Annotated in this window: 25 protein-coding genes; 14 read left to right on the forward strand and 11 right to left on the reverse strand. The window is 59.1% G+C overall.

What is annotated here, in order from left to right; translation table 11 throughout:
• Positions 1–77 precede the first annotated feature (77 nt).
• The 3 genes from BLQ41_RS25615 to codA all read left to right on the forward strand — a co-directional run bounded on the left by BLQ41_RS25615 (position 78) and on the right by codA (position 3,689).
• Positions 78–908, forward strand: a complete 831-nt coding sequence (locus BLQ41_RS25615) for an alpha/beta fold hydrolase (RefSeq protein ID WP_090186099.1) — start codon at positions 78–80, stop codon at positions 906–908.
• 251 nt (positions 909–1,159) lie between these two features.
• Entirely contained in the window at positions 1,160–2,431 is a 1,272-nt protein-coding gene (gene codB / locus BLQ41_RS25620) for a cytosine permease (RefSeq protein WP_090186103.1), read from the forward strand.
• A gap of 13 nt (positions 2,432–2,444) precedes the next feature.
• Positions 2,445–3,689 (forward strand): cytosine deaminase, encoded by a 1,245-nt coding sequence (codA, locus tag BLQ41_RS25625; RefSeq protein ID WP_090186106.1) that lies wholly within the window; start codon positions 2,445–2,447, stop codon positions 3,687–3,689.
• A 74-nt stretch (positions 3,690–3,763) separates the two neighbouring features.
• Here codA and BLQ41_RS25630 read toward each other — a convergent pair whose 3' ends face one another.
• A complete protein-coding gene (locus BLQ41_RS25630; protein WP_090186108.1) occupies positions 3,764–4,756 on the reverse strand; it encodes a diaminopimelate epimerase in 993 nt (330 codons plus the stop codon).
• Positions 4,757–4,951: 195 nt separating this feature from the next.
• Here BLQ41_RS25630 and BLQ41_RS25635 point away from each other — a divergent pair, with 195 nt between their 5' ends.
• The gene (locus BLQ41_RS25635; RefSeq protein ID WP_090186111.1) at positions 4,952–6,538 is read left to right on the forward strand and encodes a glucan 1,4-alpha-maltotetraohydrolase domain-containing protein; all 1,587 of its coding nucleotides are present in this window, start codon (positions 4,952–4,954) and stop codon (positions 6,536–6,538) included.
• Positions 6,539–6,636: 98 nt separating this feature from the next.
• Entirely contained in the window at positions 6,637–7,788 is a 1,152-nt protein-coding gene (locus tag BLQ41_RS25640) for an MFS transporter (protein ID WP_090186113.1), read from the forward strand.
• A gap of 84 nt (positions 7,789–7,872) precedes the next feature.
• Here the strand turns inward: BLQ41_RS25640 and srmL are convergent, their stop codons facing one another.
• Positions 7,873–9,021, reverse strand: coding sequence for a PheS-related mystery ligase SrmL (gene srmL, locus BLQ41_RS25645; RefSeq protein WP_090186115.1), 1,149 nt, complete (start codon positions 9,019–9,021; stop codon positions 7,873–7,875).
• A 456-nt stretch (positions 9,022–9,477) separates the two neighbouring features.
• On the opposite strand from srmL, the gene BLQ41_RS25650 reads away from it, so the two are divergent.
• Positions 9,478–10,401, forward strand: coding sequence for a hypothetical protein (locus BLQ41_RS25650; protein WP_090186118.1), 924 nt, complete (start codon positions 9,478–9,480; stop codon positions 10,399–10,401).
• Between the two features lie 192 nt (positions 10,402–10,593).
• Here BLQ41_RS25650 and BLQ41_RS25655 read toward each other — a convergent pair whose 3' ends face one another.
• Complete coding sequence (locus tag BLQ41_RS25655; RefSeq protein ID WP_090186120.1) at positions 10,594–10,956, reverse strand: DUF6124 family protein; 363 nt, start codon at positions 10,954–10,956, stop codon at positions 10,594–10,596.
• A gap of 499 nt (positions 10,957–11,455) precedes the next feature.
• A complete protein-coding gene (locus BLQ41_RS25660; RefSeq protein WP_090186123.1) occupies positions 11,456–11,647 on the reverse strand; it encodes a hypothetical protein in 192 nt (63 codons plus the stop codon).
• A 174-nt stretch (positions 11,648–11,821) separates the two neighbouring features.
• Here BLQ41_RS25660 and BLQ41_RS25665 point away from each other — a divergent pair, with 174 nt between their 5' ends.
• Positions 11,822–12,382 carry a hypothetical protein gene (locus tag BLQ41_RS25665; RefSeq protein WP_090186126.1) on the forward strand — a complete coding sequence of 187 codons (561 nt, stop codon included), beginning with the start codon at positions 11,822–11,824 and terminating at the stop codon, positions 12,380–12,382.
• A 129-nt stretch (positions 12,383–12,511) separates the two neighbouring features.
• On the opposite strand, the gene BLQ41_RS25670 is transcribed toward BLQ41_RS25665, so the two are convergent.
• Entirely contained in the window at positions 12,512–12,820 is a 309-nt protein-coding gene (locus BLQ41_RS25670) for a cupredoxin domain-containing protein (RefSeq protein ID WP_090186128.1), read from the reverse strand.
• Between the two features lie 15 nt (positions 12,821–12,835).
• Entirely contained in the window at positions 12,836–13,804 is a 969-nt protein-coding gene (locus BLQ41_RS25675) for a metallophosphoesterase family protein (protein ID WP_090186130.1), read from the reverse strand.
• Positions 13,805–13,957: 153 nt separating this feature from the next.
• On the opposite strand from BLQ41_RS25675, the gene BLQ41_RS25680 reads away from it, so the two are divergent.
• Together BLQ41_RS25680 and BLQ41_RS25685 are read left to right on the forward strand one after the other, a co-directional pair.
• Complete coding sequence (locus BLQ41_RS25680; RefSeq protein ID WP_090186133.1) at positions 13,958–14,470, forward strand: sigma-70 family RNA polymerase sigma factor; 513 nt, start codon at positions 13,958–13,960, stop codon at positions 14,468–14,470.
• Positions 14,463–15,206, forward strand: a complete 744-nt coding sequence (locus BLQ41_RS25685; protein ID WP_090188826.1) for an anti-sigma factor family protein — start codon at positions 14,463–14,465, stop codon at positions 15,204–15,206. The genes BLQ41_RS25680 and BLQ41_RS25685 overlap by 8 nt, the downstream gene beginning before the upstream one ends.
• A gap of 157 nt (positions 15,207–15,363) precedes the next feature.
• Here BLQ41_RS25685 and BLQ41_RS25690 read toward each other — a convergent pair whose 3' ends face one another.
• From BLQ41_RS25690 to BLQ41_RS25700, 3 genes are read right to left on the reverse strand one after another with little or no spacing between them, the layout of a single operon-like run.
• Positions 15,364–16,200, reverse strand: a complete 837-nt coding sequence (locus BLQ41_RS25690; protein ID WP_408003479.1) for a helix-turn-helix transcriptional regulator — start codon at positions 16,198–16,200, stop codon at positions 15,364–15,366.
• A 53-nt stretch (positions 16,201–16,253) separates the two neighbouring features.
• Positions 16,254–17,672, reverse strand: coding sequence for an aminotransferase (locus BLQ41_RS25695; RefSeq protein ID WP_090186140.1), 1,419 nt, complete (start codon positions 17,670–17,672; stop codon positions 16,254–16,256).
• A gap of 30 nt (positions 17,673–17,702) precedes the next feature.
• Positions 17,703–18,806, reverse strand: a complete 1,104-nt coding sequence (locus BLQ41_RS25700; RefSeq protein WP_090186143.1) for a polyamine ABC transporter substrate-binding protein — start codon at positions 18,804–18,806, stop codon at positions 17,703–17,705.
• A gap of 229 nt (positions 18,807–19,035) precedes the next feature.
• Here BLQ41_RS25700 and BLQ41_RS25705 point away from each other — a divergent pair, with 229 nt between their 5' ends.
• Entirely contained in the window at positions 19,036–19,818 is a 783-nt protein-coding gene (locus tag BLQ41_RS25705) for an enoyl-CoA hydratase (protein WP_090186145.1), read from the forward strand.
• The gene (locus BLQ41_RS25710; RefSeq protein WP_090186150.1) at positions 19,815–20,996 is read left to right on the forward strand and encodes an acetyl-CoA C-acyltransferase family protein; all 1,182 of its coding nucleotides are present in this window, start codon (positions 19,815–19,817) and stop codon (positions 20,994–20,996) included. The genes BLQ41_RS25705 and BLQ41_RS25710 overlap by 4 nt, the downstream gene beginning before the upstream one ends.
• Positions 20,997–21,050: 54 nt before the next feature.
• On the opposite strand, the gene BLQ41_RS25715 is transcribed toward BLQ41_RS25710, so the two are convergent.
• Positions 21,051–22,184 (reverse strand): multidrug effflux MFS transporter, encoded by a 1,134-nt coding sequence (locus BLQ41_RS25715; RefSeq protein ID WP_090186153.1) that lies wholly within the window; start codon positions 22,182–22,184, stop codon positions 21,051–21,053.
• A gap of 100 nt (positions 22,185–22,284) precedes the next feature.
• On the opposite strand from BLQ41_RS25715, the gene BLQ41_RS25720 reads away from it, so the two are divergent.
• The 3 genes from BLQ41_RS25720 (at position 22,285) to BLQ41_RS25730 (ending at position 25,857) form a co-directional block, all read left to right on the forward strand.
• Positions 22,285–23,049 carry an AraC family transcriptional regulator gene (locus BLQ41_RS25720; RefSeq protein WP_090186156.1) on the forward strand — a complete coding sequence of 255 codons (765 nt, stop codon included), beginning with the start codon at positions 22,285–22,287 and terminating at the stop codon, positions 23,047–23,049.
• A gap of 97 nt (positions 23,050–23,146) precedes the next feature.
• Complete coding sequence (locus BLQ41_RS25725) at positions 23,147–24,268, forward strand: HlyD family secretion protein (protein ID WP_090186159.1); 1,122 nt, start codon at positions 23,147–23,149, stop codon at positions 24,266–24,268.
• Positions 24,265–25,857 (forward strand): DHA2 family efflux MFS transporter permease subunit, encoded by a 1,593-nt coding sequence (locus BLQ41_RS25730; RefSeq protein ID WP_090186162.1) that lies wholly within the window; start codon positions 24,265–24,267, stop codon positions 25,855–25,857. Before BLQ41_RS25725 ends, BLQ41_RS25730 begins: the two co-directional genes overlap by 4 nt.
• On the opposite strand, the gene BLQ41_RS25735 is transcribed toward BLQ41_RS25730, so the two are convergent.
• Positions 25,858–26,298: a carboxymuconolactone decarboxylase family protein gene (locus BLQ41_RS25735; protein WP_090186164.1), complete on the reverse strand. Its 441-nt coding sequence runs from the start codon at positions 26,296–26,298 to the stop codon at positions 25,858–25,860.
• Positions 26,299–26,315 lie beyond the last annotated feature (17 nt).

Genomic DNA, 26,315 nt, shown 5'->3' on the forward strand with positions numbered 1-26,315 from the left:
TGATACAGAAAACAGCCTTCACGGCTGTTTTTTTATGCCTATGCTTTTTGGCTTGCACCTGCCAAGAGGACTCGCGCATGACTGACTGGCCACTGCCCCAAACCTATCGCTTCAACGGACATTGCGTTCGCTACGCCGTACGGGGCGACGGCCCGCCGCTGGTGTTCGTGCATGGCACGCCGTTCTCTTCTTGTGTGTGGCACCGGATTGCACCGCATTTCATCGCCACGCACCGGGTGTATTACTTCGACCTGCTGGGCTATGGCCAATCGGAAAAAATCACTGGGGACGTGTCGCTGGGCGTGCAGAACGTCTTGCTGGCGCAGTTGCTCGATCACTGGGGGCTGGAACGGCCGGATGTGGTGGCCCACGATTTCGGCGGCGCCACTGCGCTTCGCACGCACCTGCTCAACGGCAAGGATTATCGAAGCCTGACGCTGATCGACCCGGTGGCGTTGACGCCGTGGGGTTCGCCGTTCGTCCAGCATGTGCGCCAGCACGAGGCGGCGTTCAGTGGCCTGCCCGATTACATCCAGCGCGCCATTGTGCCGGCCTATATTCGCGGGGCGATCAAGCGCGACATTAGCGATGAAGAACTTGCACCCTATGTGCAGCCGTGGCTGGGCGATCCGGGGCAAGCGGCGTTCTATCGGCAGATTGCGCAGATGGATGAGCGTTATACCCGTGAGGCCGAAGGGCTGTACCCGACGGTTCGCTGCCCGGTGCAAATCCTCTGGGGCGAAGACGATCAGTGGATCCCCATCGAACGTGGGCGGGCGCTGCAGCAGATGATTGCCGGAGCACAATTTCACCCCGTACCCAATGCCGGGCATTTGGTGCAGGAAGATGCGCCGGAGGCGATTGTTGCGGCGTTGCTGAAGTTTTTGCCCCTGATCCAATCCCCCTGAAGAAACCGAGTCCCCTGTGGGAGCAGGCTTGCCCGCGATAGCGGTGTGTCATTAGACACATGCATCTACTGACCCACTGCTATCGCGGGCAAGCCCGCTCCCACATGGGCTCTGTATTCCTGCAGACGCACTGCTTTCGTGCCTTCGCCCGCATCAAACTTGCCGGCTCGACTATAAATAACAGCGCCACCTTGGCGTTGGCACGACCACTGCACAACCCAGCGCGTCTCTCATCCAGCAAGGAACGCCACATGACGCAGAACGATCCAGGTAACGACTACCCCCTCAGCGAAGTGCCGATGCACGCGCGCAAGGGCCTCGCCTCCACGGCCATGGTGCTGCTGGGTTTCACCTTCTTCACCGCCACCATGTTCGCCGGCGGCAAGCTTGGTGTGGCGTTCAGTTTCGGCGAGATGATGGCGGTGATTATCGTCGGCAACTTGCTGCTGGGGATCTACGCCGCAGGCCTGGGTTACATCGCGTTCAAAAGCGGCCTCAATTCCGTGCTGATGGGCCGTTTCTGCTTCGGTGAGGTCGGCAGCAAACTCAGCGACCTGATCCTCGGTTTTACCCAGATCGGCTGGTACGCCTGGGGCACTGCGACGGCGGCGGTGGTGCTCGGCAAGTATTTCGAGTTGGACCAAGGCACCGTGCTGGGCCTGATGGTGCTGTTCGGCCTGATGTTCTGCGCCACCGCGTATGTCGGTTATCGCGGGCTGGAAATCCTCTCCTACATCGCGGTGCCGGCGATGATGTTGCTGCTGATGCTGTCGATGTGGGTGGCGACGGTGAAGGTCGGCGGGCTCGACGGGTTGCTCGCGGTAGTACCGACCGGATCGCTGGACTGGTCGACCGCGATTACCCTGGTGTTCGGCACCTTCGTCAGCGGCGCCACCCAGGCCACCAACTGGACGCGGTTCTCCCGTTCGGCCCGGGTCGCGGTCCTGGCCAGCCTGATCGGCTTCTTCATCGGCAACGGTCTGATGGTGTTGATCGGGGCCTACGGGGCCATCGTCTACCAGCAACCGGACGTGGTCGAGGTGCTGTTGCTGCAAGGGTTCGCCATGGCCGCGATGGCCATGTTGCTGCTCAATATCTGGAGCACCCAGGACAACACCATCTACAACTTCGCCGTCGCCGGTTGCAACCTGCTGCGCACCGGTCGGCGCAAGACCGTGACCCTGGCCGGCGCAGTGATCGGCACGCTGCTCGCCCTGCTGGGCATGTACGACATGCTGGTGCCGTACCTGATTCTGCTGGGCACGGTAATTCCGCCGATCGGCGGCGTGATCATGGCCGACTTCTTCTTTCGCTATCGTGGTCAATATCCTCGACTGGCCGATGCCCGACTGCCGGCGTTCAACTGGCCCGGGTTGACGGCCTATGCGCTCGGCACCGTCGCGGCATTCAATTCGCCGTGGGTCGCGCCGCTGGTAGGGATTGCCGCTGCCGCGTTAACGTATGTGTTATTGACCAGCGTCCTGGGTGCCCGGGCCGCTGAAGCGCCATTACAAGATCTATAAAAGGATTCGCCTGATGCACATCATCAACGCCCGGCTGCGCAACCAGGATGGCCTGCATGAGTTGCACCTGGAAAACGGCCTGATCCGCACCATCGCCCGGCAGACCGAAGCCCCGACCCTGGGCCCCGATGACCTGGACGCCGGCGGCAACCTGGTGGTGCCGCCCTTCGTCGAGCCACACATTCACCTCGATGCCACCCTCACCGCCGGCGAGCCGCGCTGGAACATGAGCGGCACGCTGTTCGAAGGCATCGAGTGCTGGGGCGAGCGCAAGGTGACCATCACCGAGGAAGACACCAAGACTCGCGCCAATAAAACCATCCAGACCCTCGCCGCCCACGGCATCCAGCATGTGCGCACCCACGTCGACGTCACCGACCCGCAGCTCACGGCGCTCAAGGCGATGCTCGAAGTGCGCGAGCAAAGCCGTCACCTGATCGACATGCAAATCGTCGCGTTCCCCCAGGAAGGCATCGAATCGTACCGCAACGGCCGGGAATTGATGGAAGAAGCGATCCGCATGGGCGCCGATGTGGTCGGCGGCATTCCGCATTTCGAGTACACCCGGGATCAAGGCGTCAGCTCGGTGAAATTCCTGATGGACCTGGCTGAGCGCACCGGCTGCCTGGTGGACGTGCATTGCGACGAAACCGACGACCCGCATTCGCGCTTTCTGGAAGTGCTGGCCGAAGAAGCCCGCAGCCGCGACATGGGCTCGCGGGTGACCGCCAGCCACACCACGGCGATGGGCTCTTACGACAACGCCTACTGCGCCAAACTGTTTCGCCTGCTCGGGCATTCGGGCATCAGTTTTGTCTCCTGCCCCACCGAAAGCATTCACCTGCAGGGGCGTTTCGACACCTTCCCGAAACGCCGGGGCGTGACGCGGGTGAACGAGTTGCTCGAAGCGGGGATGAACGTGTGTTTCGGCCAGGACTCGATCGTCGATCCATGGTATCCGCTGGGCAACGGCAATATTTTGCGAGTGCTCGAAGCCGGTCTGCACATCTGCCACATGCTCGGTTACCGCAACCTGCAAAGTGCGCTGGACCTGGTCACCGACAACAGCGCCAAGGCGATGAACCTGGGCGATCGATACGGACTGGAACAGGGCCGGCCGGCAAATCTGTTGATCCTGTCGGCGGACAGCGACTACGAGGTGATTCGTAGCCAGGGCTTGCCGCTATATTCGGTCAGGGATGGCAAGGTGTTGATGAAGCGGACGATGCCGGTGGTGGAATGGCCGGGTCGACTGTAAACCTGCATTGATCTTGCGGGTCCCACCGCGAGCAGGTCGAATCGTCGCACCTGCTCGCGAAGGCTATCTTGAATTCAATCCATCAACCGAGCCGTACCGAAAAGGCTGACCCGACTCAACTCGCCGTCCGATTCCTTCAGCAAAATCGGCGCCGTGCCGCCCGGCATGACGACTTTCACTTCACCCGCCGCCACCCAGCCAACCCGCCAGGCAGCACAGGCCACCGCACTGGCGCTGGTGCCCGACGACGCCGTCGGCCCTTCTCCGCGTTCAAATACCCGCGCGGCGACTTGCCCTTCAGACGCAAGCATTGCCCATTGCAGATTCACGCCGGCAGGACACGGTGCCCCTGCCCCCGCTGGCATGGCGTAAGCAATTCGCGTCAGACCTTTGGACAGCCCGGGCTCGCGCATCTGTTCATTGCTCGGCAATGCTTCGGCGTTCTCCAAAAGTGTCACGCAATGTGGATTGCCAATGCGCACGAACTGGCTTCGTGACCATGCCGGATCCAGCGCCGACAAAGGTTGCACATGGCTGACGTCGCGCCCGTTCAACAGCGCGCCTTCAACCCGTTCAGCTCCCACTGCGTCCGGCCCGAACGACGGTTTGCCCAGGTCCAGCCAGAACCCTTTCACCCCCCCGACCGCGGCTGGCTTCACCGAAGTACCCACGGGTGAAACCGCATCAGCCTTGTCGTGATGAACCCTGAGCAAACACGCCTCGTCCCGGGGCAGTAAACCTTGCTCACTCAGGGCCTGAGAAAAAATCGTCAACCCGTTGCCGCTGCGCTCGGCCAGGGTGCCGTCGGTGTTGATGATCAACAGATCAAACGGCGGCGACGACTGAAACGGCCCCACCAGCAGACCGTCGCAGCGATGCTCTTTGCTGCCCGGCGGTTGGGTGCCGGGGGCCCAGGCGCAAAACGCCTCGATCGCCGCCAACGCCCAGTGTTCGCGGGTTTGCGCGGCGTCGCTGGCGAGTTGAGGCAAATCGATACCGCGTTCGCGCACGGCGCCAGGCGCCATCACCGCGTAGATATTACCTCGAGCATCGTAGAACGGTGTCATGGATCGGTCCTGAAGTCAGCCTGTAAAGAGCCTGTACTTTAGGCGACGGCCTGGAAAAATCACATCCACCAGATCGGTTATGAGCATCCGCACTTTTATCGCAAAACAGTTGGGAAGAACTGTCATTTATGACAGCAGACAAGCCGCCCCTCCGAGGCCAGAGTGAAAACCTGGGATGACCCTCGGAATACGCTCATGAAAAAGTTGGGACTACTGTCGCTGCTTCTCTTGCTGCTTCTGGCCGGAGCGGCAACGGCGGATGAAGTCACACCGGTGCGCAACGGCAACGGGAAAGAAATCCTGTTGCAGGGGTTCCATTGGAATTCCAGTCGCAACGAAACCGAAACATGGTATGCGGTACTGGCACACATGGCCGGTCAGATCGGCATCGACGGCTTCACTGCCATCTGGATGCCGCCGCCGTGGAAAGATACGTCCAGTTGGGTGGACAGCAATTCAGGCACGTCCGGCGGAGGTGAAGGTTATTTCTGGCGCAGCTTCGATAAAAACAGCCAGTACGGCACCGATGAGCAACTCAAAACGGCAGCCACGGCACTGAATCGAGCGGGTGTAAAAGTCGTTTATGACGTGGTGCCCAACCACATGGATGACACCAAGGGCGATGTCCCGCTGTTCCCGAGAGGCCATGGGGAATGGCGTCACGAATGTGACAAGTGCGACGACGGCGATCCATTTATCGACGGCAATTCCGATCTGAACATCAAATATCCATCGGTGTTCGAGACCTTTAAAAAAGAACTGATCAACCTGCGCAACAATTATGGCGCCATGGGCCTGCGTTTTGACTTTGTTCGCGGCTACGCGCCGCAGAACGTGGACCGCTGGATGAATGCGTTTGGGAATTTTCAGTTCTGCGTCGGTGAACTGTGGAAAGGCCCCAGTGAATACCCGGCTGACGACTGGCGCAGCAAGGCCAGTTGGCAGGACGCGCTCAAGGATTGGTCCGACCGCTCCCGCTGCACCGTCTTCGACTTTGCCCTCAAGGAACGCATGCAAAATGGCTCGATCGCCGAATGGCGACATGGGCTCAATGGCAATCCCGATAAACGCTGGCGCGAAGTTGCCGTCACCTTCGTCGACAACCATGACACCGGTTATTCGCCAGGACTCTACCGCGGTCAACATCACTGGCCATTGCCCGAAGAGCTACGCAATCAAGCCTACGCCTACATCCTCAGCAGCCCCGGGACACCGGCCGTGTATTGGCCGGACATGTATGACTGGCGACGCGGCGAGCTCATCCGCCAACTGATAAAAATCCGCAAGGACGCCGGAATCAAGGCCGACTCACCGATCCGCTTCCACACACAATATTCGGGGTTGGTCGCGACAACGACCGGGGACAACCTAAGCGTGGTGATTGCCTTGAGTTCGGACCTGACAAAACTTCCCCCGGGGCTGACCGATCCCAGGCTGATCTGGGATGACGGAAAAATCCGTCTCTGGAGCACGGCGCCTGAACAGCCGGCTGTCAATGTTCACTTCACCTGCGACTACGCCACGACCTACCCCGGCCAAAGTGTTTATGCCGCTGGCTCGACACTTGACCTGGGGGCCTGGGACCCTGTCCATGCCGTGCCATTGTCCTACAACCCCGAGAGCAAGCAATGGAGCGGTGTGATCGATCTGCCGGCAAAACAAGATATCCAATGGAAATGTATCGTGCGCAGTAACGATGCCTCGGGGACCGCGCGTTGGCAGCCGGGCGCCAACGTCAACCTCATCAGCGAGGCAGGCAGAGAGACGCGAGGTGCGTTCTAGGCGACTGGTGAAAACCCTTCGAGGTCGCGGTGTGCTGCCTGATATGCAAGGATGTTGTCCTGCATTCTGTCAGCAACCCGCAACGCCAAGGATTTTTCATGACTGCCCTCAACACGCCCGCGCCCGTCATCCCCGGACGCCTGGAGCAGATGTCCACCCGCATCGCCTTCTTCATCGCAGGTCTGGGCATTGCCGCGTGGGCGCCGTTGGTGCCTTACGCCAAGGCTCGGGCCGGGCTGGATGAAGGCACCCTCGGTTTGCTGCTGTTGTGCCTGGGGGTCGGGTCGATTCTGGCGATGCCGATGGCGGGCCTCCTTTCCACGCGTTTCGGCTGCCGTCGGGTCGCGACCGGGGGAACCTTGTTGATCTGCTTGGCGCTGCCGTTACTGGCGACGGTGTCGTCAGTGCCAGCGTTGATCGCCACGCTGTTCATGTTCGGTGCGGGCCTGGGCACGGTGGATTCGACGGTGAACCTGCAAGCGGTGATCGTCGAGCGGGCCAGCGGCAAGCACATGATGTCGGGGTTTCACGGGATGTTCAGCCTCGGCGGGATCGTCGGCGCGGCGGGTGTCAGCGCCCTGCTCGGCCTCGGCCTGTCACCACTGAGTGCAATGTTGGTGGTGATTGTGGTGCTGGTGCTGGCCTTGCTCAAAGCCGCGCCGCACCTGTTGCCTTACGGCAGCGAAAGCTCGGGACCGGCGTTTGCCGTGCCCCACGGCATCGTGCTGTTCATCGGTGGCATGTGTTTCATCGTGTTCCTCGCCGAAGGCGCGGCGCTCGACTGGAGCGCCGTGTTCCTCACGCAGGAGCGCGGGATCGACACGGCGTATGCCGGGCTGGGTTACGCGGCGTTCGCCCTGACCATGACGGTCGGACGCTTGACCGGTGACCGGATCGTCCGGCGCCTGGGCTCGACACGGGTGATTGTGTTCGGTGGGCTGACCGCGGCCGTGGGCCTGGCATTGGCTACATTCGCCCCGGCGTGGGAGGCGGCATTGGTGGGTTATGCGTTGCTCGGCGCCGGATGCTCGAACATCGTGCCGGTGCTGTACACCGCCGTGGGCAAACAGACGGTAATGCCCGAACACATCGCCGTGCCGGCCATCACCACACTGGGCTACGCGGGAATCCTCGCCGGCCCGGCGGTGATCGGGTTCATCGCCCATGGCAGCAGTTTGAGTTTTGCGTTCGGGTTGATGGCGCTGTTGCTGGTGGCCGTGGCCATTGGCGGGAAAGTGTTGAAAGTCTGAAAAGCATCGTCGGCTCGCCGCCTCCGGGCGGCGTTCCGACGATGAATTACGCGGCATTTCAGTGGGTACTCAGGCGGGCCAGTTTCAATCCTTTGACAGATCCATTCGATAACCCGCCCCCGGGGCCCCTTCATGCATCGCCGCCTGTATGTCCGCATACAAGGCGTTCGCCTCAGCGGTAGTGATTGATCGCGAACAATCACGCAGCACAACGCGCAAAAGCACATTCTCCTGACCCGGCAGCAGTCCCAACCGATCAATCGCCTGCGCGGGTAAATCCGAAAACTCCCAACGTCCTTTGACCTGCATCTCCTCGATCCAGTCAGAACTGTCACCTGCCGCTTGCAACATTCTCTCGGTCAACACCTCTTCGCTCAGCCCCGGCGTGACCGCCAACGAAATGTCACGAGCAATCGAAGGTAAACGTGATACCGGGGTCCATGGATTCAGATCATGCATCTGCGCCTGCACTCGCGTGTTCTGATCGCGCAGCAAGCGAATATCCGGAATACCTTTGCGCAACATCGTCAGGCGATCCAACCCCATCCCGAGCGCCAACCCTCCATGACGAAGAGGATCAATCTTCAAACGCTCCAACAAGGACCTTGCGATACGACCACACTCCAACACTTCAACGGGTGCACCATCATTCAACACATTCACTTCGATTCCGCCCTCCGTGTAGTGATGCGGGCTGTCGCTGTAGACCCAGGATTTATCAGGAACGGCGGACTTGAGGATGTCGCCGACCAGACGCAACAGCTTTTCATGCGTCGAGAGTTCGGGGTCGCCCAGCACCCAGATATCCATCTGATGCGGCTCCGCGCAATGCCAGCGATCCCGACTATCGCGACGGAAAGTAATACCTGGGGCCGCCAGCAAGATCGTTTGCCCCGGTTGCCGCACCTGAGCCGCTCGCTGGAGCGCTGACGGAATCTGGCTGGTGGTTTGTGTTCTCAACAACGAGCACTCATCAACCCAACGAGTATGTTCACTCCCGAGCGTGACCTCGGCCGGGTCATAGCCGAGTAAACCGTAGTTTTCTTCGGCGGACACAATCCGTGGTCCCGTCTGTAGTTGCGCTTGGGGCCAGCCTTTTTCAGCGAGGCCTTGGAGGATTTCAGTTAGCAAGAGCCGGACCGAGTGGTCGGGATTGTTTGATTCGGTTAGATCAACCAGTAACAGCGCCTGATGAACAGACATATCTGTCAGATATTTCTTTGATACATGCACTCTACAACCCTCTCTACAGTTGAATATCGAGCAAAAAAACCAAGCCCATAAATAAACCTAAAGACAAAAGATCATCGAGCACAACCAAAAAAAATAATATTAAAAATTTTCAGAACAAGACTACAGACCAGACTTACACAAATAACCGCTTTTAACCCCACAAGAATCTTGATAGCCAAAATGAGTCTAAAAAACTCCAAAAAAACCATTTAACACATTAAAAAAATCTGTATTAATTAATTCACTCCCGAGTAAATCAGGGAGCAAAAAAATCAAAAACTGAAAAAGGACAATCAAATGAAAAACAAAAAATCCACCAAAGAAAAGCTTAACCGGATCACTTCTGGCCCGGACAATTTCGGGTGGGCGCCGTTGGCTTGGGCTCACACTGAAGAGTAAATAACTCTGGTGCACGGCGAGTATTCTTGCCGTGCATTAACAAACCAGGAGGGCTTTATGTCACCACCGAATATGATATCGACACTCTTCGGCCATGAGAAACCATCAATTATCGCGGACTCAGAAATTTTCCTCACACAATGTGCACTCCTCGGATTCGACACAGCCAATATTTCCAAACTAGATAAGTTACCAAAAAACAGCATTGTGTTTTCTTTTAGCAATGACGCTGCAAAAAAGACGTTTGAGTTAGCAAAAAACACCGCAAGCAAGAAAAGCATTTTCTGCGCGACTCAAGTATTTGAACCCACTACAGCTGCTGCCCTTTATAGCTTGAAGCTTTTGCTGAGCAGCAATTTTGAACGTGCGTTGAGCACACAGCGCTCTGTGTTAAATATGCTCAATTCAAATGAGAGGTTTTCCCTGTCTGGCAATGATGCCGATGCGCAAGTTTCAATTTTTCCACACGCACAGCCTTATGCATTACTCGCTGAAGATGTGTCCCACGATTTTATTCAGTCCGTAGCAGAATTTTTTGAAGTACATTACGCACATATGAACCCACAAGAGCCATGTCCGTTTGATTTTACCGGAACATTAAAAATTGCGGGGATACTGACCGTTCTTAGAAAGTCCAACCCATTGCTGCCGGACGGTTTAAAAGCCTCACTTAATTGGCTGAGCGACCGAATATCTAAAGACGGGGCACTTTTATCAGTTGAAGACAACACTATCACTTCACTTAAAATCGGTAACGAGGAGCACGTAAAGCTTTTGGATCTTGCGGCTGGCTCTCGCGGACTTAAGTTGACGGAGTTCGCCGTCGGGGTTAATGATGCTATTGCCTTAAATATTGATTACAAAATCAATTCGCAAATGAATGAAGGCATCAGCGGGATTCATTTAGCTATCGGCGATGGCTCTTCTGGTTATCACATCGACTTTCTTAGTCCAGCGGTAAGCGTGCATCCAGAACACTAGCAAATCATTGGCAAGTTCCATTCAAGTATCTATTCCATATCTCCTATCGCAACAAATTACTACGATGCGTCGTCTCATATGTCGCCATCGCGGGCAAGCCCGCTCCCACAGTTGACCGAGTCGTCCGGGCGAACGCGGTCTAATGTGGGATCGGGCTTGCCCGCGATGAACGATAACGCGGTGTGTCAGTGATTACTTAGGCAGCTCGACATTATCCAGCATCCGATTCACCGCCAGCTCCGCCTGCATGATGATCTGCTGGATACCCAGCGCGGTGTGCCGGTGTGGGCCTTCCAGGTAGGCGGCGAAGTCGGCCGTCATGACGCTGGCCGAGGCCAGGGATTCGCAGGTGTGTGCGAGTAAGTCTTCGTCTCGGATGTCCGGCGCGATCATGAACATGGTGCTGGGTTTGCGCACGAGTGGCGACTTGAGGGCGGCGGGGTTGAAGTGGTGATCGAGTGCGCGGTCGGCGGCTTCGTGGAATTTTTTTGAATCGACTGATTCGTAGGGGGATGCCGGATCAGTGTCTGGCGGGTTGGGGGTAACTTTGGACATATTCATTCGTTCCTTACTGGGCAGCCACGCCTCGCTACTAATACGAGGGGTGGCGGCTGTACGCAGGTTAGTAGACCGGGGAACGAAAGCAAAGCCGGCGCGTCCGAGGACGCCCTGCGCACAACCACCATCAAATACAGGCATGGAAATACCTGTCTGACAGACACTTGTGCAGCTTTCAAATCCTCGGGCTACTAAACCCGATCACTGGGAATCAGTGACGGGGACCAAGTTACCGAGGGGGTCAAAAGCGCACAAGCCGGCGGATTCTGGCGTAGTCGTAGGCAATGGCGCAAGGCGTTGTAGCTTTCAGGAAGTAACCTTAAACGCCGTTAAACAGCACTCCGAAATGACACCGCTTTCCCGGGCAAACCCGCTTCCACAGGTAGCGTGAAAGCGTCCGCCATTGCGGTGTGTCAGAGCAAATCCATGCATGCGCAAGGTCTCGCAATGACCTATTGAGTCGGCCCTCGAACAGCTACCTCTCCGACTTCCCGCCTCACCGGGGCGCCAAGGGGCTGTCCAGCACCCACTGCATTTTCTGAAAGGCTTTGCGCTCTCGTGCAACCGCCGCGTCCCATTCCTCCCCGAACGCCTTGCCCGAACGGACCAGTTTCATGACCTGGGCCGTCGCGGCCGTCAGCTCCTCGCGCGCCTGACGCAGGTCTTCGTTGAATTTTTCAATTGTCATCCAGACACTCTGAAATTAATCGCCGGCCGCTCGCAGAGTCGAGAATCTTTTCGACCATTATTGGCAATGATTCGACGCCGGTCATTGAGGTTCAACTAGAATTCTAGACTTCACCTGGCAGGTTGTAGCCGAGCTCCAAAAAACAAAAACATTGGAAACAAGGGGCATCCAACCTTGAAAATTTCAACACTCTGCGCTACCGGGAGCCTGTTGGTTTCGACGGCAGCGTCTGCCACGGGGATTGTTCCGGTCCTGGACCTGGATTTCACGCGGCCTGCTACCGAAACGCTGAAAAAGCTCGGCATCAACGACGCGTGCATTATTACTGCCCCAAACCCCATCACGTTCACCTACTGCCGGGAAGGGTCGTCGACGCTCTGGAAATATCAAGCCCTGGACCTCGAGCAAGAGGCGGCAATCCTCAAAGGCGAGAAATTGCCCTCCGCCGATTACGGGCGAATCACCGTCGTCGAAGCCGACAGCGCCGCGTGCCTGCAAGACAAAACGCCGCCATTGGCCAAGCCGGCCAAGACTCGCGGCGTTGCCCTCGGCGTGATCGTGCTGTTTTTGTTGATTGGCTTGCGCTACATCTTCCGGGCAATCAGGCGCGAGCAGCATGCCCCCGCCATTTATGCGAACTCGCCCCTGCAGCGATTGAGCGAAACCTTGCCGATCAAGGCGCTGGCGGCATTGGGTCTCGCCGCTGCCGTGGCATTGGTTTACTGCTTTTGGTGAGCCAAGCACCCGCTGCCATCGACCCTGGAAGATCGAAACCATGCACGAAGACCTGTGGGAGCGAGCAGGTCGGGACGCCGCACCGTCGCTCCCACATTCAGCCGGATTTATCGCAAGTGTCTTGCGCCATTACTGGCTGACCACAATCTTCCCGATCATCTGCGGATGCAGCGCACAAAAATACTCGTACTCCCCCGGTGTGTTGAATACCCAGGAAAAGCTGTCATTGGTATCCAGTGCCCCTGAGCGAAACACCTTGTGGGTTTCCGCCACCGTGTGCGGAATCTGGTCGTCGTTCACCCACGTCACTTTGGTGCCCACGGCCACGTTCAAATCCTTGGGTCCGAACATGAACTCCTTGATGTCGATTTTCACCTCCTGAGCCCACACCGGCATCGACAGCAGCAGGCAGGCCACAGCCAACAATCGCTTTTTCATCTGAATGCCCTCCCCCTAAACCAATGTCGAATCAATCAGCGCCAGCGGATGCTCGCCCTGCGTTGCCCGCACATCGGTAACCCCCAGGTAATTGCGCAGCTGATCGGCCGCCACCGTCATCGGCCCTGGCGACGGCGCCGTGCCCGGTGCGGGTTGTGGATAAGCCGTACCGCGCGCGGTGTGGAAGGTGATGTTGCCTTCGACCTTCTGGATAACCTGATGAATGTGCCCGTTCAACACCGTTACCGATCCGTACTTGCGCAGCATGGCAATCGCCTGGTCGCCATCCTCGGTGCCCCAGCCCCACGGCTGATAAATCGTCCACAACGGAATATGGGTAAACACCACGATGGGCGTGCTGGTCGTGACAGCGCGCAAGTCATCGGCCAGCCAGGCCAGTTGATCGGCGCCAAGGGTCGCTTCACGGCCGGCCTGGAAGTTGAAGACATTGACCAGCGCAATGAAATGTACGCCGTGGTCATCGAAGCTGTACCAGCCGTTGCCTTTGGTGCCCTTGCCGTAACGCTCCAGGTAAAGCTTGCCGCCGCCCTCGTCGAGGGTGTCGTGCTCGCCCGGCACGTAGTGCACGGTGGACGGCAGGCCTTTGAGCAGTTGCGCGGCCGTGTCGAACTCCTCGGGCTTGGACAGGTGAGTGATGTCGCCGGTGTGCAGGATCAGCGACGGCCGTTTCGGCAGCGCAATGACCTTGTCGATGGCCTCCTGCAAGGTCTTCGCGGGCTGCGGATTGGCCTCCTTGTTGAAGCCAATATGCGAGTCACTGATTTGTACGAAGTGGAAAGTGCTGGCCAGAGCCTTGGGGTCGGCAACATTGCCCGCCTCATCCAGCGCAAAGGCTCGGGGGATACCGCCGCACAGCGCCCAGATCACCCCCGCCCCGGCCCAGGCCGAGCATTTGAGCAGTGTTCGGCGGTCAGGACTCAGCGGGCCGTCGGTGCGTCGTAAGTGTTTTGCTTGAATGTCCATCGGAATTCCCTCGCTGGCGAACTACAGTGATGTAGCTGACACGAGGTAAACCTGGCGGAGCGGGACTTTATTCCGGGTCGAAACAAATATTTTTTCCCGGGAATAAAACCCGACGTATCACAGTTATAAGGGTGGGACAGTGCGGGAAACACTATGAAGCGATTTGAGGAACTGTTTGCGCCCCATCTGGACGCAGCCTACAACCTCGCGCGCTGGCTCACGGGCAACGACAGCGCCGCGCGCGATGTCGTGCAGGAGAGTGCCCTGCGCGCCTTCCGGTTTTTGCATCGCTTCGCTGATGGCAACGCCAAGGCCTGGTTTCTGACCATCGTGCGCAATGAAAGCTACACCTGGCTCAAGGCCTCGGCCGGGCACCATTGGGTGTCCATCGGCGATGAACTGCCCGAAGACGACGCAGCGCTGAGCCACGGCCAGAGCCCGGAACTGCTGGCCATTCACACTGAAAATGCGGTGTTGATCCAGCAAGCCTTGTGCGCCCTGCCGCCGGTGTTTCGGGAGGTGATTGTGCTGAAGGATCTTGAAGACATGCCCTACAAGGACATCGCCCTGGTGGTCGACATTCCCATCGGCACCGTGATGTCCAGGCTGGCCCGGGCTCGCGCCATGCTCAAGCTCGAACTACTGAAGTTGCATGACCATGAATGAACTCGACTGCAAGTCTTGCCAGACGCTGGTGCATGGCTATCTGGACCAGGAACTCGATCCGGCGACAACCGCGAAGGTGGCCGGGCATTTGGCCGGGTGCGCGGAGTGCGCGCGGTTGCACGATCAGGCAAAGCTGCTGATGGTCAGCGTGAAACGCCAGGCGCCGTATTACCCGGCGCCAGCGTCGCTGGTCGACGGTGTATTGGCCGCCGTTGCGCCCCGCACAAGTGTCGTCGAGCGTTGGCGCAAATGGATCGCACCGGCCTTTTCAGCGGCAGCGCTGGCTTTGGCGGTGGTGCTTTTTGTGGCCATGCCTGGCAGTGAACAACCGTTGATGGATGAGGCGGTGTCGAGCCATGTTCGTTCGTTGATGGGTGAGCATTTGAACGATGTGGTTTCCTCTGACCGCCACACTGTGAAGCCCTGGTTTACCGGCAAACTCGACTTCTCGCCGCCGGTGTTCGATTACTCGGCGCAGGGGTTTCCATTGCTGGGTGGCCGGCTGGATTACCTGCAGCACCAGAACACGGCGGCACTCACTTATGGCCGGGCCAAACACATCATCAATGTCTTCATCTTGCCGACCACCGAGGCGGATAAACCACCGAAAACCCAATCGATTCGTGGCTTCAATGTGGTGTCCTGGCAAGAGAATCACATGCGCTATGTGCTGGTCTCCGATGTCGAGAAAGGTGAGTTGGAGGCGTTCAGTCAGTTGCTCAAGCATGGTGCTTGAAGAAACAGAAGTGGGTGGTCAGGGTCGTTAAGCGCGAAGATTGCGCCTAACTGATCGTTCCCACGCTCTGCGTGGTAATGCCTCCATGGACGCTCTGCGTCCACTGTGACGCAGAGCGTCACGGGCTGCATTCCCACGCAGAGCGTGGGAACGATCATCAGTGCTTGCGCAACCACTCGATAAACAGCGCAAACAATTCCGACTGCGAACCGATTTCCAGCTTCAGATAAAGGTTCTTGCGGTGCATGCGCACCGTCTCCGGCGAAATGCTCATCTGGCTGGCCGTGGACTTCACCGAGTGCCCACGCAGCACCATGTGCGCCACTTCACGCTCGCGCTCGGTCAGCAAGTCGCAGCCAAAGTGTTCGAACGCCGACTGCACGCGATGCTTGAGATTGTCGCGCCCGCCTTCACCGACGACACTGTGCTGCAAGCCCCGACACCCGAACTCGCTGATGAATTCGCGCACCAGCGGCTCAACCGCCCGTAACAGGTTCAACTGTTCAGCCCGCAGACTTTCCCCGCCAAACCCTTGAAACAGGCTCACCGACACCTTGGTGTCATTGCCGGTATCGACAATATAAAAGCTGTCTTCGGAGCTCCCCGCCTTCAAGTAGTAAGTCTTGTAATACTCGCTGTCGAAGAAGTTGTCCGGGGCGATTTCCTCCAGGTGATAAAACCCTTCAGCCAGCCCCTGTTCGACGGCCAGGCAAAACGGGTCGAGCAAGTAGCCGCCGGAAAAATAGCGGTCGATGATCGACTCCCGATATTTTTCCGGTATGCCGCGCTGATACAACAATTGTGGTGGCCGGTCCTTGTGTTCCAGGCTGATCATCACCGACTCGATGGACACCAGGTGCCCGAAGGCCGACGCCAGGTGGCGCAGCGCATCGGGCTCATCGATGTGGGCGAACGCCTGGCGCATGTCGCCATGCCACTTATGCAAGGCGCCGAAGGGCAAGGCGATCAACGTGTCGTCGTTTGGTTTGCTCATGCCCCGCAGTCTAGCGGGTGAACCGGCCTCTGGTAACCGCAGCGTCAGCGCACTCATTGGCCGAAATACTGGCCGCTCTGCTCAAGCTCGGCCGCCACTTCAAGGATGCACACCCGCAGGATCTCGACGATTTCATCGACCTGCGCGCACGACAGGATCAGCGGCGGCGACATCACATTGAGGTGCATGATCGGCCGCACCAGCAGCCCTCTAGCCTGCGCCCGGGAATGAATCATCTCGCCGATGTTGATCTCGTCGGTAAACAACGCCTTGGTGCGTTTATCGGCGACAAACTCCACGCAGGCCATGAGCTTCTGGCAGCGCACATCCCCCACCAACGGCAAATCGCGCAGTGTCGCCAGACGCTGTTCCAGGTACGCGCCGACCACGTCGACATGCGCCAACAGATTTTCGCGCTCGATGATCTCGATATTTTTCAGCGCCGCCGTGCAGCACACCGGATGGCCGCTGTAGGTGAAGCCGTGGGTAAAGCAGCGGCCCTTGCCGGGCTCGGCGATCACCTTCCAGATCCGCTCGGAAAAGATGCAGGCGCCCAACGGCAAATAGGCCGACGTCAGGCCTTTGGCCGTGGTGATGATGTCCGGCTGCACATCAAACACCTCCAGGGAAGAGAAGAACTTGCCGAGGCGCCCGAACGAGGTAACCACCTCATCGGCGACGAACAGAATGTCGTAGCGCTGGCAGACTTCCCACATGCGTTTCAGATAGCCCTTGGGCGGAATGATCACGCCACCGGAACCCATGATCGGCTCAGCAAAAAAGCCAGCGACCTTGTCCGCACCGATGGACAGAATCTTGTCTTCGAACTCCTCGATCAGAAACTCGAGAAACTGCGCTTCATCCATGCCGTCCGGGGCCCGGTAAGGATTGGGGTTGGAGACGTGGTGAATCTTGTCATTGGCGTAATCGAATTCCGGCACCCGGTCGGCAGCCTTGTTGCCGATCGACATCGTCAGCGTGGTGGAGCCGTGATACGCGTTGAAACGGGCAATGACGTGCTTCTTTTCGGGTTTTCCCCGGCAGTTCTGATAGTACTGAATCAGCCGGTACGCGGTGTCCACGGCGGTGGAGCCACCGGTGGTCAGGAACACGTGATCGAGATCGCCCGGGGCCAGGCTGGCGAGTTTTTCGCACAACTGGATGGCGACGTTGTTGGACATGTCGGAAAACGGATTGGAGTACGCCAATTGCCGCACCTGGTCGGCAATCGCCAGCGCCATTTCCTCACGGCCCAGACCGATGTTCGTGCACCACATGCCGCCAACGGCATCGAGAAAACGGTTGCCCTGCGCGTCGAAAATGTAGGCGCCGTCACCGGCCACAATGTTCAGCGAACCTTGCTCGGCGTGTTCGTCGAACATGTGATAGCCGTGCATGTAGTGGGCTTTATCGGCTTTGACCAACTGCGCGTTATCGACGCTCGACAGCACTTTCTGAGTAGGAGTAGCCATACAAAAACCTCAAACCAAAGGGGTAAACGATCAAATTCCGCTCTTCACCGTGCTCCAGACCCGGGTCATGGCGCGCATCTCTTTCGCGTCCTGGGTCTTTTGCGGAAACAGCCGCTGGCGGGTTTCTTCATCTGGGTAGATCGCCGGGTTGTTGCGCACATCGGCCTGCACTAACGGCGTGGCGGCCGCGTTGCTGTTGGCGTAGTGAATGAAGTCCGTCACGTCCGCCATGACTTGTGGCTGCATCAAGTAATCGAGGAACTTGTGTGCGTTGCTCACGTGCGGCGCATCGGCGGGGATGTACATATTGTCGAACCAGATCAGCGAACCTTCCTTGGGTATGAAGTAGGCCAGCTTGATCTTCAGCTTGGCTTCTTCGGCGCGGGCCATGGCCGTGGCGTAATCGCCGGACCAGGTCATCGCCATGCACACATCGCCATTGGGCAGGCTGGTCAGGTAGTTGACCGAATCGAACTTGCGAATGAAGGGCCGCACTGACAGCAGCAAGTCCTGGGCGGCTTTAAGGTCCTCGGGGGCGGCACTTCTCGGGTCGCGTCCCAGGTATTTCAGGGCCAGTGGAATGACTTCCGTGGGCGCATCGACCAGGGTCACGCCGCAATCGGCAAAACGCGAGACGATTTTCGGGTCGAAGATCATCGCCAGCGAGCCAATCGGCGCGTCCGGCATGCGTTCCTTGATCTTGTCGACGTTGTAGGTGATGCCGTTGCTGCCCCAGGTATAAGGCGCGGAGTACAGCGTACCGGCATCAAAACCCTGCAAGTCCTGCAAGACTTTCGGGTCGAGGTTGGTCCAACCCGGCAGCAACTTTTTATCGAGTGGCTGGAACACTTTGGCTTTGATCAGCGGCGGCGCCAAAGAGGCATTCAACACCACCAGGTCATAGCCGGAATGACCTGTCAGCAACTTCGCCTGTACTGTTTCATAGGCATCGAACGTGTCGTAAATCACTTTGATGCCGGTGGCTTTCTGAAAGTCGGCAATGGTTTTTTCGCCGATGTAATCGGCCCAGTTATAAAGCCGCAGCGTATTGCCGTCGTCCACTTCGGCGGCGTGGACGCCTACCGACAGCGGCACAAGTAACGCACCAAACATCACCAAGAAGGCCTTGCGCATAGCAAATTCACCTTATCAAGCGAGTTCCGTTCTGGATGAGCGGATGAATCAACTATCGAGCGGTTCGGCAAACGGCACCATACCCCGAATGGGTGTGTGCGCCGGTTCGTGCCGTTCGCGAGGCCCCAACATGGCAAAAAGCAGCAGTTTCGTTGACTCGTTTTGTCATAGATCCGGCATGGGTCGCGCGCTTAGAGTGCCCTTCGCACCGTTTATCCAGGGCAAGCACATGAACGACCTGATCAAACAAGAACGAAACGAAGGCGTACTGACGCTCACCTTTGACCGCCCCGACAAACTCAATGCACTGAACAACCGCATGTACACGCATCTGGCCGACTTGTTACTGGCCGCTGACGAAGACGACCAGACCGGCGTGATTATCGTCACCGGTGGCGCTTCGTGCTTTACCAGCGGCAACGATCTGGCGGATTTTCTCCAGCATCCACCGACCGATCTGGACAGCCCGGCGTTTCGCCTGATGCGCGTGGTCATCCACCTGCAAAAACCGTTGATCGCCGCGGTGTGTGGAGCGGCCATCGGGATTGGCACCACCTTGCTGCTGCATTGCGATCAGGTGCTGGTCACGCGAAACGCGAAGCTGCGCATGCCATTCGTGAACCTGGGCCTGTGCCCGGAGTTCGGCGCCAGCCTGCTGCTGCCACGCCTGCTTGGCCATGCCCGGGCGGCGCGCCTGTTGCTGTGGGGCGACAGCCTCGACGGTGCCGCCGCCGTTGCCTGTGGCTTGGCCAACGAACTGTTCGACGACGGTCAACAGTGCCTGGCGGCCGCGCAACACATGGCTCGGCGCCTGCTGGCGCTGCCCCAGGAATCCCTGCGCCAGACCCGGCAATTGCTCAAACAGACGACGATGCCGGAACTGCAAGCGACCATTCGCCAAGAGAATTTGCTGTTCATCAAGCGCCTGAAAAGCCCTGAAGCGCAGACAGCTTTGAACGCCATACTTAATCGAAGTACCGATAAGAAATCACTCACAGGACAGCCGTCATGAACACCCCGGAAGTATTTGTTGTCAGCGCCGCACGCACCGCCATCGGCTCCTTTGGTGGCTCACTCAAGGATGTGCCCCTGGCCGATCTGGCGACCACGGCCGTCAAGGCCGCCTTGCAACGCTCCGGCGTCGACCCGGCGCAGGTTGGCCACCTGGTGATGGGCAACGTGATCCCGACCGAAACCCGCGATGCCTACATCTCCCGGGTGGCCGCGATGAACGCCGGCCTGCCCAAGGAAACACCGGCCTACAACGTCAACCGCCTCTGCGGTTCCGGCCTGCAAGCGATCATCAGCGCGGCCCAGACCTTGATGCTGGGCGACGCCGAAATCGCGATTGGCGCCGGTGCCGAATCCATGAGCCGTGGTCCGTACCTGATGCCTTCCGCCCGTTGGGGCGCGCGCATGGGCAACGTCCAGGCCATCGATTACATGCTGGGCATCCTGCATGACCCGTTCCAGGCCATCCACATGGGCATCACCGCCGAGAACGTCGCCGAGCGCAACGGCATCACCCACGAGATGCAGGACGCCCTTGCCCTGGAAGATCAAAAACGTGCCGCGTTTGCAATTGCCAATGGCTATTTCAGCGAGCAAATCGCCGCGGTCGAAATCCGCGGTCGCAAGGAAACCACGCTGTTCAACGTCGACGAGCATCCGCGTTCCACTTCGCTGGAACAGCTGGCGCAAATGAAGCCGGCGTTCAAGAAAGACGGTTCGGTCACGGCGGGTAACGCGTCAGGTCTGAACGACGGCGCCGCTGCGCTGGTCATGGCCACCGGCAGCGCGGTTCAGGTCAATAACCTGCGTCCACTGGCTCGTTTGGTCAGCTATGCCCACGCCGGTGTTGAGCCAGAATTGATGGGCCTCGGGCCGATTCCCGCCACGCGCCTGGCGCTCAAACGCGCCGGCCTGACGGTGGCTGATCTGGACGTGATCGAAGCCAACATCGCCTTCGCCGCCCAGGCTTGCGCGGTCAGCCAAGAACTGGATTTGGACCCGGCCAAGGTCAATCCGAACGGTTCGGGCATTGCCCTGGGCCACCCGGTCGGCGCGACAGGCGCGATCATCGCCACCAAAGCCATCCACGAACTGCACCGCATCAACGGCCGTTATGCGCTGGTGACGATGTGCATCGGCGGCGGCCAGGGGATCGCGGCGATTTTCGAACGGGTTTAAGTGTCATCGCGATGTCCGGCGCAACGCCGGGCATCGTGTTCGCTTAATGGTTTTTCAGGTTTGCCGGATGCGTGCTGTTCCCGCCAACAACAGAGCCAACGCGCCGCAGAGCATCAAGGTTTCGCCTAACGCCTGCCCCCAGGCGACAAGCATCAGCCCACCCCCGATAAACAAGTAATACAGCAAACCAAACAACGCACCGGCCGTTCCCAATCGATCACCATAGTTGGCCAGTGCCGAGCCCAGAATGTTCGGGATCGCCATGCCGAACGCCAACACCACCAGCATCATCGGCAACACGAACAAAGCGCTTTCTTCCAGTAGCCACACACCACTGGCACCCGACAACATCACCGCCCCTGCCAGTTGAACAAGCTGTGGGCCGCTCAAGCCGCGACGCAACAATCGTTTGTTGAGCCAGGCGCCGAGCCCTGAACCCAGGGCCAGGATCACGCCGCTGTAGCCGAACCCTTGCGCACTCAAGCCCAGTCGCTCAAACATGAACGGGCCGAGACTGTAATAGCTGAACAGCGCGATATTGAACACCGTCACCAGCAGCGTCGAGCGCCAGATATCGAGGTCTCGCAGCATGTGCCACAACGTCTCGTACAGGGGCGGTGTCTTCACCTTTTGCGGGCGGGTTTCCGGCAAGGTCCGCAGGCACCACAGCCACAGCACCGCGGACATCAGCAACAGACATCCCAACACGCCTCGATAGCCGAACGCGTGCACCAGGCTCGCGCCGGTGAACAGGCCAATTGCCGGGCTGGCCGCCAGCGCGATGCCCATTATCGAAAACACATGCGCCAGTTCTGCGCCCTTGAAGCGGTCGCGCAACAGGGTTTGCGTCACCACCGAACCCACCGCAGCACCCAACGCGGCCAATGCCTGGGCCATCAGCAAGGCATCGAACGTGCGAGCATTTAAAGCCAGCACTGAAGCCCCTGCGTACAGCGCAAGACCTGCAAGCATCGAGGGTCGACGTCCGATCCGGTCACACAACCGGCCCCAAACCACCACGCCGAACGCAAAGGCCAGGAAATACACCGACAGGGTTTGCGCCGCTTGTTGCGCATCCACGGCAAAGACCTCGCCGATATCCGCCAGTGCCGGGCTGTAAAGGGTCTGGGCGATCTGCGGGAACATCAGCAAGGCGATTGCCAATATCAACAGGCTGTTGGAATTCATCGCGACTTCACTCATCAAGAGAAACTGGCGAGCAGCTTAAGGAGTCGTGACTGACGTACTATCCAAATCCTGCCAATTAATCGTTGAAATCGGACAATCCATGGCCTGGCTCGACGCCCACGCGCAATTCAATCCCGACCACTATCCGGCGCCAGTCATCGGCATTGCGGCCACCCTGGGCGATCACGATTCCGGACGGCATCGGCATGCGCGTGGACAGTTGCTGTTCACCCGCCAAGGCTGCACGCGCATCACCCTCGCGCAGCAGCTTTGCCTGTTGCCGCCCTCCCGCGCCGCGTGGATTCCCCCGGGAATCGAGCACCGCGCCGTGATGCAGCAAAGCGTCGACTACCGCTCCATTTACCTGACACCGGCGTTATGCGCCGGGCTACCGCAGCAGGTCTGCGTGATTGAAGTCAGCCCGTTGCTGCGGGCGGTGCTGGAACCGATAGCGCTCGCCGATTTCGACACTGACTGGCAGCAGGGCAAATGGGTTCATCTGTTGGGGCTTTGCCTGAGCGAGATTGGCGAGGCGCCGCAGCAACCGATGCTCCTTCCCCTGCCTTGGGACAAGCGCCTGGCGCCGCTGCTGGCAACACCCGGGCAACTGCCGCCGGAACTTCAGGTGCTGGAGAAGCAAATCGGTGCCAGCGGCCGCACCATCGGGCGAATCTTCCAGCGGGAAACCGGCATGAGTTATCAGCAGTGGCGCCAGCAGTGGCGGCTGATGCGGGCCATGGAATTGCTCGCCACCGGGCGCAGCGTCAGCTACAGCGCATTCGAAGCAGGATTTGCCAGTGACAGCGCGTTTATCGCGTTCTTCAAGGACCTGACCGGCCTTACGCCTGGCCACTGGCTCAAATAAGCACCTGACGACCGGCAGCAAAAACTAATTGCCACAAAATATTACCTGCGTCATATTATTACCGTAATAAAAACCCGATTCTCACAGGTAATCCCCCATGACCAGCATGCCCAGCCTTGAATCCGACCTTGCTGTCCCGGTGAGCCCAGCCAAGCCTCCCCTGCTCAAGCGTCTGATCCTGTTGACTGCCGCCCTCGCTGCCTTGGTGTTTGCCGGGGTGTATGCGACTCACTGGTGGACTGCCGGGCGTTTCATCGAGCAAACCGACGATGCCTATATCGGCGGTGACGTTACGGTGATCGGGCCGAAAGTCGCCGGGTATATCGAGGAAGTGCTGGTCACCGACAACCAGAAGGTCAAGGCCGGCGATGTGTTGATCCGCCTCGATTCGCGCGACTACCGCGCCAACCTGGCCAAGGCCGAAGGCGCGGTGGCTGCCGAAGAAGCGCTGCTGGCCAACCTCGACGCCACCGAACAACTGCAACAAGCCGTGATCGGTCAGGCTCGCGCCGGTATAGATGCCGCCGGAGCCGAAACCTCACGTTCCCGGGATGACGATGCGCGCTACAAAAAACTGGTCGGCAGCAATGCGGTCTCGGTGGAAAGCGCTCAACGGGCCAGCGCCACCTTCAAAACCGCGCAGGCGCTCAGTGCCCGGGCTCAGGCGGAGCTGTTGGCCGCGCAGCGTCAGCTCAACGTGATTGAAACCCAGAAACAGCAAGCTCGCGCCGCGCTGGTGCAGGCCCGGGCCGAACGTGATCTGGCGCAGTTGAACGTCGGCTACACCGAACTCAAGGCCCCTGTGGATGGTGTGGTCGGCAATCGCCGGGCGCGGGTCGGCGCGTATGCGCAGGCCGGTTCACAGTTGCTGTCGGTGGTGCCGTCCAGCGGCCTGTGGGTCGATGCCAACTTCAAGGAAGATCAACTGGCGCGCATGACCCCGGGCCAACGGGTGATCATTCATGCCGACGTGCTTTCAGGGCAGCAATTCCACGGTCATCTGGACAGCCTCGCGCCGGCCAGCGGCTCTCAGTTCAGCGTGCTGCCTCCGGAAAACGCCACCGGCAACTTCACTAAAATCGTTCAGCGCGTGCCGGTCAGAATCATCCTCGATCCAGCGGATGGCGTGCTGGGTCACCTGCGTCCGGGGCTGTCGGTGACCGCTGAAGTCGACACTCGCGAAGAACCGCAAATTTCTGCCGTGGCCAGCGCACCATGAGCCGCGCCCTCGCCGCCCCCGCGCAACCGTTCAATCCCGCCAGCATGGCGACAGCGACCAAGGTCTTCGCCTTCGCCACGATGTGCATCGGCATGTTCATTGCGCTGCTGGACATCCAGATCGTCTCCGCCTCGTTGCGCGACATCGGCGGCGGGCTCTCGGCCGGCACCGACGAAACGGCGTGGGTGCAGACCAGTTACCTGATCGCTGAAATCATCGTGATTCCGCTGTCGGGCTGGCTGTCACGAGTGTTCTCGACACGTTGGTTATTTTGCGCCTCAGCAGTGGGGTTCACCTTGGCCAGCCTGCTCTGCGGCGCGGCCTGGAACATCCAGAGCATGATCGCCTTCCGCGCCTTGCAAGGTTTTCTCGGCGGTTCGATGATCCCGCTGGTGTTCACCACCGCGTTCTTTTTCTTCACCGGCAAACAACGGGTGATTGCCGCCGCAACCATCGGCGCGGTGGCCTCGTTGGCGCCGACCCTGGGGCCGGTGATCGGCGGCTGGATCACCGACATTTCGTCCTGGCATTGGCTGTTCTACATCAACCTGGTGCCGGGGATTTTTGTCGCGGTGGCGGTGCCGATGCTGGTGAAAATCGACCAGCCGGAACTGTCCCTGCTCAAGGGCGCCGACTACCTGAGCATGCTGTTCATGGCGCTGTTTCTCGGCTGCCTGGAATACACCCTCGAAGAAGGCCCGCGTTGGAACTGGTTCAGCGACAGCACGATTCTGACCACGGCATGGATCAGCGGCATCGCGGGACTGGCGTTCATTGCCCGGACCTTGCAGGTGGCCAATCCAATCGTCGATTTGCGCGCCCTGAAAGACCGCAACTTCGCGCTCGGCTGTTTCTTCTCGTTCGTCACCGGGATCGGCCTGTTCGCCACCATTTACCTCACGCCGCTGTTTCTCGGCCGGGTGCGTGGCTACGGCGCGCTGGACATTGGCCTGGCGGTTTTCTCTACCGGGGTGTTCCAGATCATGGCGATTCCGTTGTACGCCTTTCTGGCCAACCGCATCGATCTGCGCTGGATCATGATGACCGGCCTTGGCCTGTTCGCGTTGTCAATGTGGGATTTCAGCCCGATCACCCATGACTGGGGGGCCAGAGAATTGATGCTGCCGCAAGCCTTTCGCGGGATTGCCCAGCAACTGGCGGTGCCACCCGCCGTGACGCTGACCCTGGGCGGACTGGCGCCGGCGCGGCTCAAACATGCTTCGGGGTTGTTCAACCTGATGCGCAACCTGGGGGGAGCCATTGGCATTGCAGCCTGCGCGACCATTCTCAATGACCGCACCAATCTGCATTTCACCCGGTTGGCGGAACACCTGAACAGCACCAACGAAGCGCTGAATCAGTGGCTGTCCCAGGTCGGCAACAACTTCGCCAACCTGGGCCAGAGCGGTGACACCAGCGTCACCGCCAGCCTGCATCAACTATGGCTGCTGACCTACCGAGAAGCGCAGACGCAAACCTATGGCGATGCGTTTTTGATGATCATGGTCTGCTTCATTATCGCCACGGCGATGGTGCCCTTGATGCGCAAGGTGCAACCACCGGCCGCGCCGTCAGCAGACGCTCATTGATCAGGCTTGAGGCATTTTGCGGAAACCAACGGCCAGGCGGTTCCAGGCGTTGATGGTGGTGATGGCCACGGTCAGGTCGACCATTTCCTTTGGACTGAACTCGGAGACGGCCAACTCATAGTCCTCATCAGGCGCATGGGTCTGGCTCAGCAGGGTCAGGGACTCAGTCCAGGCCAGGGCCGCACGTTCACGCGGGGTAAAGAACGGCGTTTCACGCCAGGCCGACAGCGTGTACAGGCGGCGCTCTTCTTCACCGCCCTTGCGGGCATCGGCGCTGTGCATATCGAGGCAGAACGCGCAGCCATTGATTTGCGAGGTACGCAGCTTGACCAGTTCGATCAAGGTCTTTTCCAGCGGCAGCTTCGATACCGCGGTTTCCAGTGCGATCATCGCTTTGAGCGCGTCAGGGGAAGCGGTGTAGAAATCGATACGAGGTTTCATGGTGGACTCCAATAACA

It is taken from the genome of Pseudomonas arsenicoxydans (assembly GCF_900103875.1).
Classification (GTDB): Bacteria; Pseudomonadota; Gammaproteobacteria; order Pseudomonadales; family Pseudomonadaceae; genus Aquipseudomonas; species Aquipseudomonas arsenicoxydans.